The organism is Streptomyces sp. NPDC031670, assembly GCF_055580545.1.
On sequence record NZ_JBVILC010000002.1, the window covers coordinates 136,901 to 151,556 of the forward strand.

General features: G+C 67.8%; 14 protein-coding genes. 10 read left to right on the top strand and 4 right to left on the bottom strand.

Going from position 1 to position 14,656, the window contains the following annotated elements; genetic code table 11:
- Window positions 1-1,670: 1,670 nt before the first annotated feature.
- Both ACZ5ID_RS04610 and ACZ5ID_RS04615 read right to left on the bottom strand, forming a co-directional pair.
- Window positions 1,671-2,141: an NUDIX domain-containing protein gene (locus tag ACZ5ID_RS04610; RefSeq protein WP_468893390.1), complete on the bottom strand. Its 471-nt coding sequence runs from the start codon at window positions 2,139-2,141 to the stop codon at window positions 1,671-1,673.
- A gap of 2 nt (window positions 2,142-2,143) precedes the next feature.
- Window positions 2,144-2,887, bottom strand: a complete 744-nt coding sequence (locus ACZ5ID_RS04615) for an XRE family transcriptional regulator (protein WP_468893392.1) — start codon at window positions 2,885-2,887, stop codon at window positions 2,144-2,146.
- A 119-nt stretch (window positions 2,888-3,006) separates the two neighbouring features.
- Between ACZ5ID_RS04615 and ACZ5ID_RS04620 the strand changes: the two genes are divergently transcribed.
- The 3 genes from ACZ5ID_RS04620 (at window position 3,007) to ACZ5ID_RS04630 (ending at window position 4,837) form a co-directional block, all read left to right on the top strand.
- The gene (locus ACZ5ID_RS04620; RefSeq protein WP_468893393.1) at window positions 3,007-3,237 is read left to right on the top strand and encodes a hypothetical protein; all 231 of its coding nucleotides are present in this window, start codon (window positions 3,007-3,009) and stop codon (window positions 3,235-3,237) included.
- Window positions 3,238-3,484: 247 nt separating this feature from the next.
- Window positions 3,485-3,928: a glycine-rich domain-containing protein gene (locus ACZ5ID_RS04625; protein ID WP_468893395.1), complete on the top strand. Its 444-nt coding sequence runs from the start codon at window positions 3,485-3,487 to the stop codon at window positions 3,926-3,928.
- Window positions 3,929-4,000: 72 nt separating this feature from the next.
- Window positions 4,001-4,837, top strand: coding sequence for a serine/threonine-protein kinase (locus ACZ5ID_RS04630; protein WP_468893397.1), 837 nt, complete (start codon window positions 4,001-4,003; stop codon window positions 4,835-4,837).
- Between the two features lie 926 nt (window positions 4,838-5,763).
- Here ACZ5ID_RS04630 and ACZ5ID_RS04635 read toward each other — a convergent pair.
- Window positions 5,764-6,252 carry a winged helix-turn-helix domain-containing protein gene (locus ACZ5ID_RS04635; RefSeq protein ID WP_468893399.1) on the bottom strand — a complete coding sequence of 163 codons (489 nt, stop codon included), beginning with the start codon at window positions 6,250-6,252 and terminating at the stop codon, window positions 5,764-5,766.
- Between the two features lie 171 nt (window positions 6,253-6,423).
- On the opposite strand from ACZ5ID_RS04635, the gene ACZ5ID_RS04640 reads away from it, so the two are divergent.
- The 6 genes from ACZ5ID_RS04640 to ACZ5ID_RS04665 all read left to right on the top strand — a co-directional run bounded on the left by ACZ5ID_RS04640 (window position 6,424) and on the right by ACZ5ID_RS04665 (window position 11,261).
- Window positions 6,424-6,774, top strand: coding sequence for an SCO3933 family regulatory protein (locus tag ACZ5ID_RS04640; RefSeq protein WP_329411206.1), 351 nt, complete (start codon window positions 6,424-6,426; stop codon window positions 6,772-6,774).
- Complete coding sequence (locus ACZ5ID_RS04645; protein ID WP_468893401.1) at window positions 6,771-6,983, top strand: hypothetical protein; 213 nt, start codon at window positions 6,771-6,773, stop codon at window positions 6,981-6,983. The genes ACZ5ID_RS04640 and ACZ5ID_RS04645 overlap by 4 nt, the downstream gene beginning before the upstream one ends.
- The gene (locus ACZ5ID_RS04650) at window positions 6,980-8,386 is read left to right on the top strand and encodes an FtsK/SpoIIIE domain-containing protein (protein WP_468893403.1); all 1,407 of its coding nucleotides are present in this window, start codon (window positions 6,980-6,982) and stop codon (window positions 8,384-8,386) included. The genes ACZ5ID_RS04645 and ACZ5ID_RS04650 overlap by 4 nt, the downstream gene beginning before the upstream one ends.
- A 58-nt stretch (window positions 8,387-8,444) precedes the next feature.
- Window positions 8,445-9,143 carry a DUF2637 domain-containing protein gene (locus tag ACZ5ID_RS04655; protein ID WP_468893405.1) on the top strand — a complete coding sequence of 233 codons (699 nt, stop codon included), beginning with the start codon at window positions 8,445-8,447 and terminating at the stop codon, window positions 9,141-9,143.
- Between the two features lie 151 nt (window positions 9,144-9,294).
- Window positions 9,295-10,755, top strand: coding sequence for a replication initiator (locus ACZ5ID_RS04660; RefSeq protein ID WP_468893407.1), 1,461 nt, complete (start codon window positions 9,295-9,297; stop codon window positions 10,753-10,755).
- Window positions 10,752-11,261 carry a hypothetical protein gene (locus ACZ5ID_RS04665; RefSeq protein WP_468893411.1) on the top strand — a complete coding sequence of 170 codons (510 nt, stop codon included), beginning with the start codon at window positions 10,752-10,754 and terminating at the stop codon, window positions 11,259-11,261. The genes ACZ5ID_RS04660 and ACZ5ID_RS04665 overlap by 4 nt, the downstream gene beginning before the upstream one ends.
- 76 nt (window positions 11,262-11,337) lie before the next feature.
- On the opposite strand, the gene ACZ5ID_RS04670 is transcribed toward ACZ5ID_RS04665, so the two are convergent.
- A complete protein-coding gene (locus ACZ5ID_RS04670) occupies window positions 11,338-12,897 on the bottom strand; it encodes a recombinase family protein (protein WP_468893415.1) in 1,560 nt (519 codons plus the stop codon).
- 108 nt (window positions 12,898-13,005) lie between these two features.
- Here ACZ5ID_RS04670 and ACZ5ID_RS04675 point away from each other — a divergent pair, with 108 nt between their 5' ends.
- Window positions 13,006-14,652, top strand: coding sequence for a DNA repair helicase XPB (locus ACZ5ID_RS04675; RefSeq protein ID WP_468893417.1), 1,647 nt, complete (start codon window positions 13,006-13,008; stop codon window positions 14,650-14,652).
- The last annotated feature ends 4 nt before the right edge of the window (window positions 14,653-14,656 follow it).

Below are 14,656 nucleotides of genomic sequence, written 5' to 3' on the forward strand. Positions count from 1 at the left end.
TCTCGCTCAAGAGGCTGTGAAGCCGGCGGACTGGTCGAGGTGGAACGAGGAGCCCGAAGCCGTCGGAGCCCAACCCTCACGCAGGGCAAGCCGAATAGCCGCGGCAACACCGGACGGCAGTACAGGCTCAGTCTCGCGGCCGATCCAGTTGCTCGGATGCGGCTGGTTGGTGGTGACCACAAGGGTCGTACCCGGGTTGTCCGTATGCTCGACCGCGAATGTGCACGGCGACCAGGCCAGGCTCTCGGGGTACGTCGGCCTGCCTCGCAGCCGCCAACGGTAGGCAGTACCGTCGACGACGATCCGTCGTGATCCCTTACGGACCAGTGCCATGCCTCCCCCTTCAACAGCGACGATGCTAGCGAGCCAGGCCCCTCCCTCCGTCTCATTCAGCGCCGTTCGCCGCCGTTCAGACAGCCCGTAGCCCGTAGCCGCCCCCACGAACGGCCGCCCATGAACGCAGGTGAACGGCCCCGCATGCGGTCCCGCGCGGCACCACCACAGTTGGAAATCGTGCATCTGCGACTGGTCATGTGGTGCTCTGCGCGTCGCATCCCAAGCTTAGGGACGTCCCTTCGGATGAATCACGACAATGTTGCGCTTCCAACTAGTTCGCCTCGCATGTGACTCGGGGTGGCCTACGGTGACCGTCACGCGTAGCAAGCAGGGGGAACCGTGAGCACACCACCACTACCGCCGCAGAGGCCACCGCGCCCTGACGAAGTGCTTGCCTTCCACAACGGGGACACGCTGGAGAACATCCCTGTCATCCGCGACGCCGCACCCCCTCGACCGCCGCAGTTCCCTTGGAAGGCGACGATGACCGCAGGAGCCGTCGCAGCCGTTGTGGGCGTTTGCCTGGCCCTGGTGCTGCATCAGCAGACAGGCACGAACCACAGAGGCGCGAGGGCTCAAACAACACCGAGCATCACAGGGGCCGGCCGCGAAGACAGCGAGACCTCCCCGGCACCGCCAGCGCACGCTTCGCCGTCGAGTGCTGCACCGTCCCGCTCAGTGGCTGCAGCGCCGTCATGCGTTCCGGTGACCTACAAGCTGCCGACGGGTCCGGCCGGCTGTGAGCCGAAGGCCGATGTCTGTCTGGCTGGCGCACCCTGGTACGTCGAGGGCATCGAGGAACTGTGTGGTGGCCCTCTGCCCCTCCAGGCCATCCACGTCATCTCGCAACCTGCCACCGGTGGGGACCCCGGGTCCACCTACTGTCTCGCGTGGACGGGCAGCAGCGACGGGGCAGGAAGGGACGCCACCCTTCTGATGAACGCGGCCGGTTATCAGTGCGGTGCGTATCTGGTCGGCTCAGACGGACAGGCGATCCAAGCAGACGGCACTTCGGTCTTCTCGGACAGTCCCCAATCTTGTGAGGGGTCCTACCCGGGCACCAGGATGACCTATCCGGGCGTCCTGGACTTTCCGAACGAGGGCGGTGCGCAGCCCCCCACGTATGTCTGTGTTGCTGAGAACTCGGGCGCATGAGTGTGGGAACAGCAACGATCAGAGCTAACGATCAGAAAACGACGGACCGCACGGCAGGCCGCCGCGCCCCAAGTACAGCCGTCTCGCGGCTGATTGGGCATCGGGTCGGGTGGTGAGTGTCTAACTGCGTGACAACGCCGACGAACAGCAGCGCCTAAAGCGGGTGTCGCAGGTCTCGATCAGCCGAGGTAGGGCTGCTCACGGTGCTCCAGGAAGTGACGGATCCGGAGCCGCTGCGTGTGGTGCATCGGCAGTTGTGCAACTTCCGCCGGCTGCACGAACCGCAGCTCGGTGGACTCGTCCGAGATCTCGAGTTGGCCGCCGACCACACGGGCGGTGAAGCAGACGTTGAACTGCCTGCGCACCTCACCGTCCGTGTAGGCGATGATGTGGCGCGGGTCGGTGTACGTCCCCACGAGCCCGGTGATCTCCACGTCCAGGCCCGTTTCCTCCTTCACCTCGCGGACGGCGGTTCCTGGCAGGGAGTCGGTCATCTCCATGCCGCCGCCGGGCAGCGCCCAGAGATCGTTGTCCCGCCGGCGCTGTAGGAGGATGCGTCCCTCGTCGTCGGTGACCACTGCGGACGCGGCGACGACCAGGCTGTTGGGCTTGGGGGCGTCTGGGTCGTCGTAGTACTCGGTGCGTGCCATGATCACTTCTCTCGTGCGGGTGTCGCGGTTGCCCACACCGCGTCGAAGCTGTCTGCGTAGGTGTCGAACATGCCGCCTTCCCCGTTTCGGCGCAGGTGCCACACGGGGGCCTTGTAGGCGTTAACGCCCCAGACGTGGGCGTTGACCAGTGCCTGATCATCGGCGCGGTAGATCGAGTTGTAAAGCGTCGTGGCGTGAGTCCGTACCTCGATGCCCGGTACCCCGATGAGGGGGCGGTAGTGCATGAGCGCGAGACGGCAACGGGACTGGATGCCGTGGCCGAACTTTTCCTCGTCTCCACGCTGTTGCACGTTGGGGCTGTCCGCGTCGCCAACGGCGATACGGACCACGCAGCCCTCGGCCGCTCGCTCCTTCAGAAGCTCGTTGAGCCTCGGGTACGCCTCGTGCAGGAACACGGCGGCGTACACCAACACGTCGATCTGCTCGCGTGCCTGGGTCAGCATGTCCACGAAGGTGGAGACGGGGATGTCCGCCCGCTGGTCGTAGAGGGCCACAAGTTCCGGACTGACGGCGCGGGCGGGGCGTGCCTGCCTGAGCGATGGCCATAGAGCGTGCACGTCTTCTCCTAGCGTCTCTGCTGCCACCATGGCCGTGGCACGACGTGGCGTACGCCCCAGGTTGACCCATCGTTCGACGGACTTGGGATCGACTTCGACCTTGTCCGCGAGGGCGTTGTACGTCCAGCCGCCGGCCGCCATGGCCGCACGTAACCTCTCGTTTGCCATTTCAATCTCTCCTAACAACCAGGGACGGCACTAGGGACGTTCTACCGGATGCGGGACGTCCCGAAGTGGTGTTTGTCGGTGGTTCCGACGTCCTGCCGGTCGGCAGGAAGCTCGTCGGCATGGCGAGCAACCAGCAGACCAGGCCAGGCATCGGCGAACTGGCGAAGGACAGTGCCAGCGGACGCATCGGCGTCGTCATGGGGGAGATCGGCGGTCGTGTACAGATGCGGCCCGTCCGTGGCGGCAGGGAGTGGGATGCCATGCCCGGTGGCGTCGTCGCACTCAGCGCTCGGGAAGAGCTGAGCGCGCGTCTGAACGCGAGGAACGGCACCAGTCGGGCCGGGCTGTGATGCGCGCCGTCGGCCGGTACGCCGGGGTCCTGTTCATCATCTGCATCAGCGGTTCGTGCGGCTTGGTGATCGGCATGGCCCTCGGCACCGGCCAGTACTGACCGGCCGCCCCGGGCGGGTGCCACACACGGCTCCCCGTCCCCGCTCGGGGCCGGCCTCCAGTCCGCTGTCGATCACTTTCGAGGCGAACTCGGCGATCGAGGCGGCAGGTAAGTGCCCTGCACCACTTCACATGAGGAGACGGCACATGACAGCAACGGCGAACGTGCAGAAGACCGGTCGCGCGGTCGCGGGTGAAGAGCTGTTCGAGAGCCTCGCCCACTTCGTGGTCACCCACGACGGCGAGTCGGCCGAGCGTGCCGAGCTCATCGCCGACCAAGCGGTGGCCTTCGTGGTCACGGCGGCCACCGCGACCGTTCCCATGGTCCCGTCGGACGACGTGGACCTCGGCCTCCACGCGCTCATCCTGCACACCAAGGAGTACGCCCAGCTGTGCGAGCGGTACGCGGGCCGCTTCCTCCACCACAACCCGACGCCGGGTGGCGGGGCCCGTGACCCGGAGAAGGTCACGGCGTCGGCTCACGCCATGAAGGCCGCCGGGTTCGCGGTCTTCGACGACCTGTGGACCGTCGACGGCACGAACCTCGCTCAGTGCGACTCGGACTGCGGCCGTCCCTACGGTCAGAACTAGGACCTGACACCAGTGACGCGGCCGGCCCGAACTCAGGGTCGGCCGCGTTCGTCCGGAAGGAGAACAACGACGTTGTCCTGCTCGATCCATGAAGTTCCGACCGTGGTGCTCGATGCGCTCGTGCCCAACGCGCGACGTCTGGTCGTCAACCGGCGTGGTTCCACCGTGTGGGAGGTGTTCGGCCCTCGCGGTCACTACGCCGTGAAGGTCGGCTATCCGATCGAGGCCACGACCGACTGGCCAGCGCAGCCCTGGACCGCCGTCGCACCTGCGCGCGAGGGCGCCGTGCTTCACCGGCTCGGCGTCGAAGAGATCGCTTACGGCGAGTGGGAACACGGCACTTGGAACTTCCAGCCGTGGCACGAGGGACCCGATCTCCACCGGCTCTGGGAACCCTGCCGTGTGCCGGACCCGATCATCACGCCACAGACCAGTGTCGCTCTTGGATGCGTCGAAGCTCTCGCCGAACTCCACGGCAAGGGCTGGGCTCACGGAGACGTGCAGCCTGCCCACTTCATCATCGGACTCGAGCGAACGCACCTCATCGACCTTGCCTTGGCCAAGGGCGGACACGTACCCCAGGGGTACGACTTCCCGTTCCGCGGTTGCCTCGTCCACTACGAAGCGCCGGAGATCGCCCGCAGCGTGCTCGCCACCGGAGAGGCTGAGCCGACGCAGGCTGCCGACGTCTACGCCCTCGGCGCTTCCCTGCTCATCTCCGCCACTGGTTGGCGGGCTGTCGAGTACCCGGACAACGCCCCCCGCTCCGTACAGAGAGAAGCAGTGGCGGAGGGTCGGCGTCGTCTTGTGAAGGCGCCGGGTGAGCTGGGCGACCTGATCGACGCGATGCTCAGTCATGCCCCCGAGGACCGGCCGACGATCTACGAGGTGGGCAAAGCCTTGAGCTGATCCCGAAGCCTGCTCGCCGTGATGCTGCTCAGCGGCGGCGACGATAGCAAGAGACCGGACCACCCCTCAGCCTGGACAGCATTCCGGGTGGTCCGGTCGTGGAAGCCCTGATCAGGACCCCGGTGCCGATGGTACCGGGGTGGTCGGCGTGCTCGAACGCGGGTGCGGATACAACCCCGGTCGTCTACCTGTCGAGTTGGAGCGAAGCACGCATGAAGTCCTGTCAGAGCAGGCCCCGTTCTGACCCGCGCCACCGAAAGTCAGCCACGGCGGCGGGTTCGTCGAACGAGCACCCGTCACGTGTGCCTCCAGCAACCCAGAAGGACCGCAACCACGCTTCCTTGATGCGTCACGATCCGCAGTCCCACCCGCTGTGGCGTTGCGCACGTACGGGCCGCCCCTGGCTCGCCTCCGGGCTTCCCCGGAGGAAGCGGTGACCGTGCGTTCTGCCGTCGCTCCGCCCTCAGCTTGGTCCTGGCGCTCGGACCCGTCGGGGTGCTTCCTGCTCTGGCTGTCTGTCTCGGCGGTACTGCGCGCTGAGTGGCCGGGGGCCGGCGCAGCGGTGGCGGAGACAGGGAGCGGCGGCGGCCCCCGGCCGCCAACGCGCGCGGACCGCCGTAGGCGGGCCGCCTTGATCCAGTAAAGAAACTCTGAACAGCGCCGCAGCCCGGCAGTCGATCAACCTGGGAGAACAACGGGTGGCAGGGCAAGTCCTGACGGTTCGGGCAACTGCGGCACGAGACGACGGCACGGCTGCAAGTGGGGAGCGATGACCGAGCGCATACCGGACAACGAGATGGGGTCGACCAGCATTCACGTCGGGGACAGGGATCAGGTACTCGTGCTGATCAGCGAGATGCGTGCCATGGTCGTCCGCCTCAGTGGAGAGACGAGAGAGTTGCGCGAGGAAGTCGCCCAGCTCAGGGCTACGACGTCGAGTGCCGTGCTGCCTTCAGCTCCTCGACCTCGCGACGCAGCTCCTGATGATCGGCGCTGAGCACACGGATCTCGTCACGTAGTGCGGTGAGTACTTCGGCGAGGGTGGTCCCGACGGCTTCGGCAGGTTCGGAGTCGTCGGGCTCCTCTCCCTGCCCTGCCTGGCCGGGGCTCTCGCCCTTGTTCGCCAAGTACCAGGCTGGAGCGGTGTAGTTCGCTGAGAGCTCCCCGCCGGCGTTGTGGTCCGCAACGAAGCTGCCCCGCCCATGGATCGTGTAGATCAAGCCCTCATCGCGCAGCACGTTGAGCGCGGACCTCGCGGTCATGTTGGCCACGCCGAAGCGTTCTTGCAGCTCGCGGATGGACGGCATCTGCTCGCCCGGCTTGATCCGCCCCTGCAAGATGTCGCGCCGAAGCTCGTCGGCAGCGTGCTGATACGGCGGCCGACGGTCCTGCTTGCTCTCTGGCGCGGGGCTCATGGCCCAAGAGTAGCGATTCCTAGCACCCCTAGCACACCCCACTGACATAGGTGGCCTATGTCAGCTGATGCCTAGCTCACCCGATTCACTTGACACTGCTAGGTCAGCTATGTTCAATGGTGATCACGCCCCACCGCTCTGGTGGAGCGCAACCGAAAGGAATCAACTCCCATGGCACGCATCCGTGTTGGTCTGCTCCCCACCTCGTCGTTCATGGTCGGCACCCTGCCGGTGCCGAAGTACGCGGACCAGGAGAAAACGCAGTTCGCCACCGACCGTGAGACCGGCGCGAAGCTCTACACGATCACCCTCTTCTTCATGGAGGAGGACCGTGCCGAAGCTCTGAAGATCACCGTTCCGGAGACCGGACTGCCCAACGGCCTCCGACCGGGTGTCCCGGTCATGCCGGTGGAACTGTTCGCCACCCCCTGGGCGCGGATCTTCAACGGCTCGCTCTCGGACGGCATCGCCTACCGCGCGGGTCGGCTGGACCTGGTGGCCCCGGACGCTGAAGCGGCGTGAGCGTCACCACCTCCCGGTCCGGCGCTGAGCGCAGCTACCCGCTGCTTCACGCCGGGCCGGATGCCCGGTTCACCGAATCGCTCGTGACCTCGGTGGCGGGCGTGCTCGTGGGCTACGGCTACCCCCGCTTGGGCTCCTCCGCCGATCGGGCGGCCCTCGCATCGGCCCTCGGGGCCTTCCTCTACAACCCGTTGGAGAACCGCACATGAAGGATCCGAACGCCCCCACGGAAGGCATCCTCGGCCACGTCCCGCTCGTCGTCGTCCTGGCGCTCGCCGTGTTCGTCGGGTGGGCTGCCTGGTGGGTAGTCCGCTACGTTCGCGCCGACGCCATGACCCGCCAGTCCATACGGCAGGCCGCACGCGTGCGGTGGGGCTGGAAGCGGCTCGCGCCGATGCTCAAACTTTCGGCAACGGACAAGACACCGACCGCGCTGGCGTCCCTGGCGAAGACGAGCGGCAAGCCCATCAAGCCGCGCGTCCTCATCCCCACCCTGAAGGTGAAGCACGACGCGTACGGAGTGATCGCGCGGGCTCAGTGTCTGCCTGGCGTCGGGCTCCAGCAGTTCCAGAAAGCGGGCCCGCATCTCGCGGACGCCTGGCGGTGCACACGGGTGGCGGTCACCCAGGACAAGCCTGGGCAGGTCCTCATCCGGGGCGTACGACTGGACCCGCTGAAGTTCCCCACCGAACACCACCCCACAGGTGAACCACCGGAGGAGACAGCCCGGTGGGATCTGGGCCTGGACGAGTACGCGCAACCCGTGTCCGTGAATCTCACGCAGGTGCCGGGCGTGACAGTGGCCGGCCTTCCCGGCTTCGGCAAGACCAGTCTGATCAACCGGCTTCTCTCCGACTGGGCGCCCTCGCCCGCAGTGCAGTTCGCCTGCGCGGACGGCAAGGTGTCGGCTGCCTACGAAGGTGACTACGCGGACTGGGTCCAACGCATGTTCGCCTTCGTGGGCGATGACCTGGAAGAGGCCAACAAGCTGTTCCGGCACCTGGTGGAACTCCGACGTGCCCGGTCGGCTTCAGTGCGCCAGATGCTCGGCGTGAAGTCCATGTGGGACGTCGGGCCGTCCGAGCACTGGCCCCTGGTCGTGCTGATCGTCGACGAAGCCCACACCTACTTCCGCGACCACAAGGGCAGCGACCAGCAGACGAAGAAGCTGGCCGCGCTCGCCGCCGAGAACGCGCGGCTCGTGGAAGACCTGGTGAAGAAGGGCCGGTCCGTGGGATTGCTCGTCATCCTCACCACTCAGAAGTCCACCGGCGACGCGATCCCCACCTTCATCCGCGACGTGTGCCCCGTCGGCTTGAGCTTCGCCCAGAAGACCGCCGAAGCCTCCGTGGCCGCGCTCGGTGAGGAGATTCGGGAATGGCCGGACGCCAACCCGATCAACCTCCAGGACCCCACCTACGTCGGCGTCGCCTCGATGAACCATCAGTCGCAACCCGGCTTCACCCGCATCCGCACGCCCTACGTGCCCGACGCGGAAGCGGCTCGCGTCGCCGAACGGACGGCGCACCTCACTGCCGACCCCTCCATCCTCCTGGAAGCCTTCCTCGGCCTTCGCCTGGCGGACGTGGACCTGACCAAGCTCGACGTCTGAGCAGACCGCCCTACCGCCCTCGCACGCTCCCCTCACCCCGGAGAGGAGGTGAACACTCATGACAGAAGACCGGATCACTCAGCGCACCATCACGGCCGTCATGATCGTCATTGCCGCGCTGGCGTTCGTCTTCTCCTTCGGCAACGTCTGGTCCCTCGCCCTGCGCCTCGGTGTCCCCGGCCCGATCGCACCGCTCATCGCCCCGATGGTGGACCTGTCCGTGGTCGGCCTCTTGGTCGCGCTCCGCTACCTCTCCCTGCGTGGCCTGCCCGCAGACCAGATGACGGCCGCCACCCGTCTCATGCACTTCTCCGGACTGCTGACCCTCGCCCTCAACGTCGCTGACCCGATCGTCGCCGGACACTACGGCCGTGCCGCCGTCGACGCGGTGGCCCCGCTGCTCCTCCTCGGCTGGGGCTCCGTCGGCCCGCAGCTCCTGCGCGCCTTCCACACCGTTGCGCGCCCCGCCGTATCGGCTCCCGTGCTGGACGAGATCGACTCGCAGCCCGAGACGGCAACTGAGGCCTCCCGCCCTTCGGTGCCCCTCACCCTTCCGGCCCCGGCCCCGATCACTCCTCAGATCGCCCCGGCTCCCGCTGCGCCTGCGGTCAAGGTTCCTGAGCCGCTACTGACCGAAGCACGCTCCATCGCGACGTCCCACCAAACCGAGCACGGCGAGCCGATCACGGCGGCCCAGCTCAAGACGCGACTCGGGATCGGCTTGCCCATGGCCACCGCGCTGCACGCCGCTCTGTAGAGCTCCGCCCTTTCCGCCGGCCGTCCGGCACCTCCCACCGCAGCCCGCCCCTGGGCCCGGTCCGCCATGCCTGCGGGCAGCAGCCCGAGCGCACTGAATCGCTGCTGCCCGCAGGTCTCACCCTCGCGCCAGAAGGGACACCCCGCCACCCATGCGCCGCCCCCTCGACCTGCGCCACGTCATCAGCCCCGGCCTGCGGGACCTGGTCGAACTGGCCAACACGGAGAACTTCGACCGCGTGACGGAACAGGTCCGCGACCTTCGCGGCTGCACCAGTCCCGTCAACCTCCACGGCTGGACGGTCACCACCGACCAGACCACCAAGCAAGTGGTCCGCTCCTACCGCTCCGAGGACGAACCCTCCGGACGCCTCCTCACCACCTGCGGCAACCGCCGCGCCTCCCGCTGCCCCGCCTGCTCCCGCCTCTACGCGGCCGACACCTACCACCTGATCAAGGCCGGACTGTCCGGCGGCAAGAACGTCGCCGAAGCCGTCCGCGACCACCCACGCGCCTTCGTCACCCTCACCGCCCCGTCCTTCGGCCCCGTCCACAACCGCCCGACGACCGACACGGGCAAGCCCCGCCCCTGCGCGTGCGGCGAGAGCCACCCCCAGGACGCTCCCGAACTCGGCACCCCACTCCGCCCGGCAAGCTACGACTACGCCGGAGCCGTGCTGTGGAACGCCCACGCCGGGGCTCTGTGGGCACGCTTCACCACCTACCTGCGCCGCGCCCTCGCCGAGCACCTCGGCATGACACAGAAGGCACTCAACGCGGCCCTCCGCGTCTCCTTCGCCAGGGTCGCCGAGTACCAGCAACGCGGCTTGGTCCACTTCCACGCGGTCGTCCGCTTCGACGGTCCCGAAGGTCACACCACCTCGCCCCCGGCCTGGGCCACCTTCGACGCCCTCCGCGTCGCCGTCGGCCTGGCGGTCGAGCGGGCCCGGCTCACGGTCGAGTCGGACGCGGTCGGCGAACGCGTGATCCGCTGGGGTGACCGCTTCAAGGTGGATCAGATCTCCGCCCTCGGAGACGGCGAACTCACGGACGCCAAAGTCGCCGGATACGTCGCCAAGTACGCCACCAAGAACGCTGAAGGCGCGGGCACCGTGGACCGCACCCTCGTATGCCGCCCCTGCGCCGGACGCGGCCACGTACGCGGACCTGACGGCTTCCGCGACCTCTGCACCGACTGTGACGGCACCGGCCAAGCCGAATCCCTCGCCAGCCTCCCCGTCCAGCATCACGCCCGGCAGATGATCCGCACCGCCTGGACGCTCGGCCATCTCCCGGAGTTCGCCCACCTCAAGCTCTGGAAGTGGGCCCACATGCTCGGCTTCCGCGGCCACTTCTCCAGCAAGTCGCGCGCCTACTCGACCACCCTCGGCGCACTCCGCGACATACGCCGGGCCTGGCGCACCGCCCAAGCCGAAGCCACCCGCAGCCGCGCCGGCCTCCCCGTGGACGACGAGACCACCACCCTCGTCACCACCTCCTCCTGGACCTACCTCAGCAGCGGCTACCGCCCCGGCGAAGAGCTCCTCGCCGCCCAGGTCCGCCACGACATCGCCCACACCCAACGCCTCAAGCAGGAGGGGGATTTCTCATGATCAACCGCAAGACGACGTTCGTCGGTCGCTTCCACTGCGGCCAAGGCTCCTGGCGTGTCTCCACCGGAACTGCCGAAGTCGCCACGGTCATCGGGCAGCTCTTCGGCAGGCAATCGCCGTCCCACGACAGCCACGAAGCCGACCACTTCGAAGTGCTGCCCCGATCAACCTCCATGCGAGTCGTCATCTCCGGCCCCGAATCCATCAAGGCCGGCCTGCTGACAGCCGCACCCCGCTATGAACCCCAACCCAGTACTCGACTGTCGTTCCGCCTCGCCGACGCACCCGCCCTAGGCGGCTTCCGCCTCAGTTCCCCTTCCTGGGACCTGGCAGAGTCCGTCCCCACGCTCAGGACGGCACTGTCCGAGACAGACGGGGACGCCCTCTGCGAACTCGCGGCAGAGACAGTCGAGTTCACAACCCGCGACGGTGAAGCACTGTCGTATTGCCGCCCCTCCATCAAGGTCATCGGCCCCTGGCGCAACCCCGACCAGCACGCCGCCTGACCCGAACACAAACAGCAGCGCCCCCACCTCGTCCGTCCGGTGGGGGCGCCGCTGGGCGTGTCTTGTGACGTCGTCGTCAGCCCTGGCTGTCAGCCGCTTCGGTCTCCTGCTCGCTCTCTTTCGCCGCTGCTGCCCGCCGCATGTGCCCCTCTTCGCCGAAGTGCACCGACAGCCGGGACGTGTCCAGCTTCTTGCCGCCACGCCGCGCGGGTGCCACCTCCACATAGCCGCCCGCGTTCAACAGCAGATCTCGCTTACCGGCCACGTCCGAGCGCTTCCACTGCTCGGCGTGCGTCTCTCCGGTCGTCTCCGCCTTGACGCCACCCGGTTTCGCCCTTCGCTGCCTCTCCTTCAGGCTCGCCAGTCGCTCCTCCAGCTTGGCGTACTGCTCCGCGTACCGGATCGCTCCGTCGTCGCCCTTGAACAGGCCCCGGTCGTAGCGATCTTTTTGCAGGTCGGCCAACGCTTCCTCAGCCTGTCTGATCTGGGGCCGGAAGTCCTCGCCCACCTCCTGGACCATCCGCATCACGGAGAGATGCCCGTACTTCGTGAGGAACTGCTCGGTGACGTACTCCTCGGTGGTTACCCCCGCCACGGTCGGCCCGTAGCACTTCACGCCCTGCTTCTCCTCCCCCCTGGCTGCCCGCTGGCGGTACTTCAGAGGCCCGATGCACCGGTACCGAAGCTGACCGTTGCGCCCGCTGAAGGTGTACATGCGCTCGCCGCAGACTGCGCAGTGCAAGATGCCGCGCAGTAGCGACGTCCCCTCCCGTCGCTTCTCACCGGGATTGGCCCGCCGCTCCAACTCGTCCTGGAGCGCCTGCCAGGTGTCCGTATCGAGGATCGGCGGGCGATTGACCAGCGGCAGGCCGTCCGTCCGCAGGATCGGCCTTCCGTCCTCGATGACCTGGCCGAGCAACTGGGGGTTGCCCAGCAAGCTCCGCAGCGTCGTCGTGTACCACTGCTTGGAGTCGCTGCGCTTGCCCGTGGTCTGGCGTGAGGAGTGGCCGGGCGACGGGACGCCCTCCTTGTTGAGGTCGTTGATGATCTGCATGAGCGAGTCCTTGGTCAGGACCCGCTCCACGATCCGCTTGATCGTCTTGGCTTCGTCCTCGTTGACGGCAAGGACCTTGCCCGCCCCGTTGGGGTTGGGGACGACCATGTACCCGTACGGAACCCGACCGCCGGTGTAGCGACCCTCGCGGCGCAGGTGCTCGTGCGCGCTGGATACCCGCATCCCAATGGTGTCGGACTCCAGCTCGGCGAAGACCGCGATCACCTTCGCCATGGCCCGGCCCATCGACGACGTGAGGTCGAGCGGCTCCGTCGCCGAAGCGAGCGCAACGCTCTGGTGCTCGGCGAGTCGCATGATCTCCGCGAAGTCGACCGTCGAGCGCGCAAGCCGGTCGATCTTGAAGAACACGATCACGTCCAGCTCCGCGAGCCTGGTCAGGATGCGTTGCAGTCCCGGCCGGTCGAGCCCACGCGAGAAGCCCGAGACATCGATGTCTTCCTCGGCTGTCACCACCTCCCAGCCGCGCGCCTCGCACAAGGCTTCACAGGCCGCGCGCTGGCGTTCAGGCGAAGTCGTCTCGTCGGTTTCGCGCGATAGGCGAACATAGATAGCGGCGCGCATCCCCGGCGCGCTGGCCGGGACGCCCTTCCGGCGTCGGGCACGGGGCATAGCCCGTGCTGTGACAGGCGTTGCTTCTGTCATGAGACGACCTTATCTCCGGAGGTATGTGTGTCCTGCCTAATCGTCCAGTCGGACAAGACCCTGCTCCTGGAAGTCGACCACGACCGGGCCGACGCCTGCCGCCGGGCCATCGCGCCCTTCGCGGAGCTGGAGCGGGCGCCGGAGCACATCCACACCTACCGGCTGACCCCGCTGGGGCTGTGGAACGCGCGCGCGGCCGGGCACGACGCCGAGCAGGTGGTGGACGCGCTGGTGGAGTTCTCGCGCTACCCGGTGCCGCACGCCCTGCTCGTCGACGTCGCGGAGACGATGGCGCGCTACGGCCGGCTCACCCTAAGCAAGCATCCCGTCCACGGTCTGGTGCTGACCACCACCGACCGGCCGGTGCTGGAGGAGATCCTGCGGTCGAAGAAGGTCGGGCCGCTGGTGGGGACGCGTATCGACGCGGACACGGTCGCCGTGCACCCCTCCGAGCGCGGCCAGATCAAGCAGACCCTGCTCAGGCTCGGCTGGCCCGCCGAGGACCTCGCGGGGTACGTGGACGGCGAGGCGCACCCCATCGAGCTCGCGGAGGACGGCTGGGCGCTGCGCCCGTACCAGAAGCAGGCCGTCGAGGGGTTCTGGCACGGCGGCAGCGGTGTGGTCGTGCTGCCCTGCGGCGCGGGCAAGACGCTGGTCGGGGCGGGCGCCATGGCACAGGCCAAGGCCACCACGCTCATCCTGGTCACCAACACCGTCTCGGCCCGCCAGTGGAAGCACGAACTGGTCAAGCGCACCTCGCTGACCGAGGACGAGATCGGCGAGTACAGCGGGACGCGCAAGGAGATCCGGCCCGTCACCATCGCCACCTACCAGGTGCTGACCACCCGCAGGAAGGGTGTGTACCCGCATCTGGAGCTCTTCGACTCCCGGGACTGGGGACTGATCGTCTACGACGAGGTGCACCTGCTGCCCGCGCCGGTCTTCAAGTTCACCGCCGACCTCCAGGCCCGGCGGCGGCTCGGCCTCACGGCCACGCTGGTGCGCGAGGACGGCCGCGAGTCGGACGTCTTCTCGCTGATCGGCCCGAAGCGGTTCGACGCGCCGTGGAAGGAGATCGAGGCGCAGGGCTACATCGCGCCCGCCGACTGCGTGGAGGTCCGGGTCAATCTGACCGACTCCGAACGGCTGGCGTACGCGACGGCCGAGACCGAGGAGAAGTACCGGTTCTGCGCGACCACCGCCACCAAGCGGAAGGTCACGGAGGCGCTGGTGCGGAAGTTCGCGGGGCAGCAGATCCTCGTCATCGGGCAGTACATCGACCAGCTCGACGAGCTGGGCGAGCATCTGAACGCGCCGGTGATCAAGGGCGAGACGCCCAACGCGCAGCGCGAGAAGCTCTTCGAGTCCTTCCGGCAGGGCGAGATCTCCGTGCTGGTCGTCTCCAAGGTGGCGAACTTCTCCATCGACCTGCCCGAGGCGACGGTCGCCATCCAGGTCTCCGGCACCTTCGGCTCGCGCCAGGAGGAGGCCCAGCGGCTGGGCCGGGTACTGCGCCCGAAGGCGGACGGCCACCAGGCGCACTTCTACTCGGTGGTGGCCCGGGACACCCTCGACCAGGACTTCGCGGCGCACCGCCAGCGGTTCCTGGCGGAGCAGGGGTACGCGTACCGGATCGTGGACGCGGACGATCTGCTCGCGGGGGATGTGGGCTGACGGG

What these genes read in the sequence shown, in the direction of transcription:
- ACZ5ID_RS04610 (WP_468893390.1), bottom strand. Translation starts at nt 2,141, where the DNA reads ATGGCACGCACCGAGTACTACGACGACCCAGACGCCCCCAAGCCCAAC.
- ACZ5ID_RS04615 (WP_468893392.1), bottom strand. Translation starts at nt 2,887, where the DNA reads ATGGCAAACGAGAGGTTACGTGCGGCCATGGCGGCCGGCGGCTGGACG.
- ACZ5ID_RS04620 (WP_468893393.1), top strand. Translation starts at nt 3,007, where the DNA reads ATGGCGAGCAACCAGCAGACCAGGCCAGGCATCGGCGAACTGGCGAAG.
- ACZ5ID_RS04625 (WP_468893395.1), top strand. Translation starts at nt 3,485, where the DNA reads ATGACAGCAACGGCGAACGTGCAGAAGACCGGTCGCGCGGTCGCGGGT.
- ACZ5ID_RS04635 (WP_468893399.1), bottom strand. Translation starts at nt 6,252, where the DNA reads ATGAGCCCCGCGCCAGAGAGCAAGCAGGACCGTCGGCCGCCGTATCAG.
- ACZ5ID_RS04640 (WP_329411206.1), top strand. Translation starts at nt 6,424, where the DNA reads ATGGCACGCATCCGTGTTGGTCTGCTCCCCACCTCGTCGTTCATGGTC.
- ACZ5ID_RS04650 (WP_468893403.1), top strand. Translation starts at nt 6,980, where the DNA reads ATGAAGGATCCGAACGCCCCCACGGAAGGCATCCTCGGCCACGTCCCG.
- ACZ5ID_RS04655 (WP_468893405.1), top strand. Translation starts at nt 8,445, where the DNA reads ATGACAGAAGACCGGATCACTCAGCGCACCATCACGGCCGTCATGATC.
- ACZ5ID_RS04660 (WP_468893407.1), top strand. Translation starts at nt 9,295, where the DNA reads ATGCGCCGCCCCCTCGACCTGCGCCACGTCATCAGCCCCGGCCTGCGG.
- ACZ5ID_RS04665 (WP_468893411.1), top strand. Translation starts at nt 10,752, where the DNA reads ATGATCAACCGCAAGACGACGTTCGTCGGTCGCTTCCACTGCGGCCAA.
- ACZ5ID_RS04670 (WP_468893415.1), bottom strand. Translation starts at nt 12,897, where the DNA reads ATGCGCGCCGCTATCTATGTTCGCCTATCGCGCGAAACCGACGAGACG.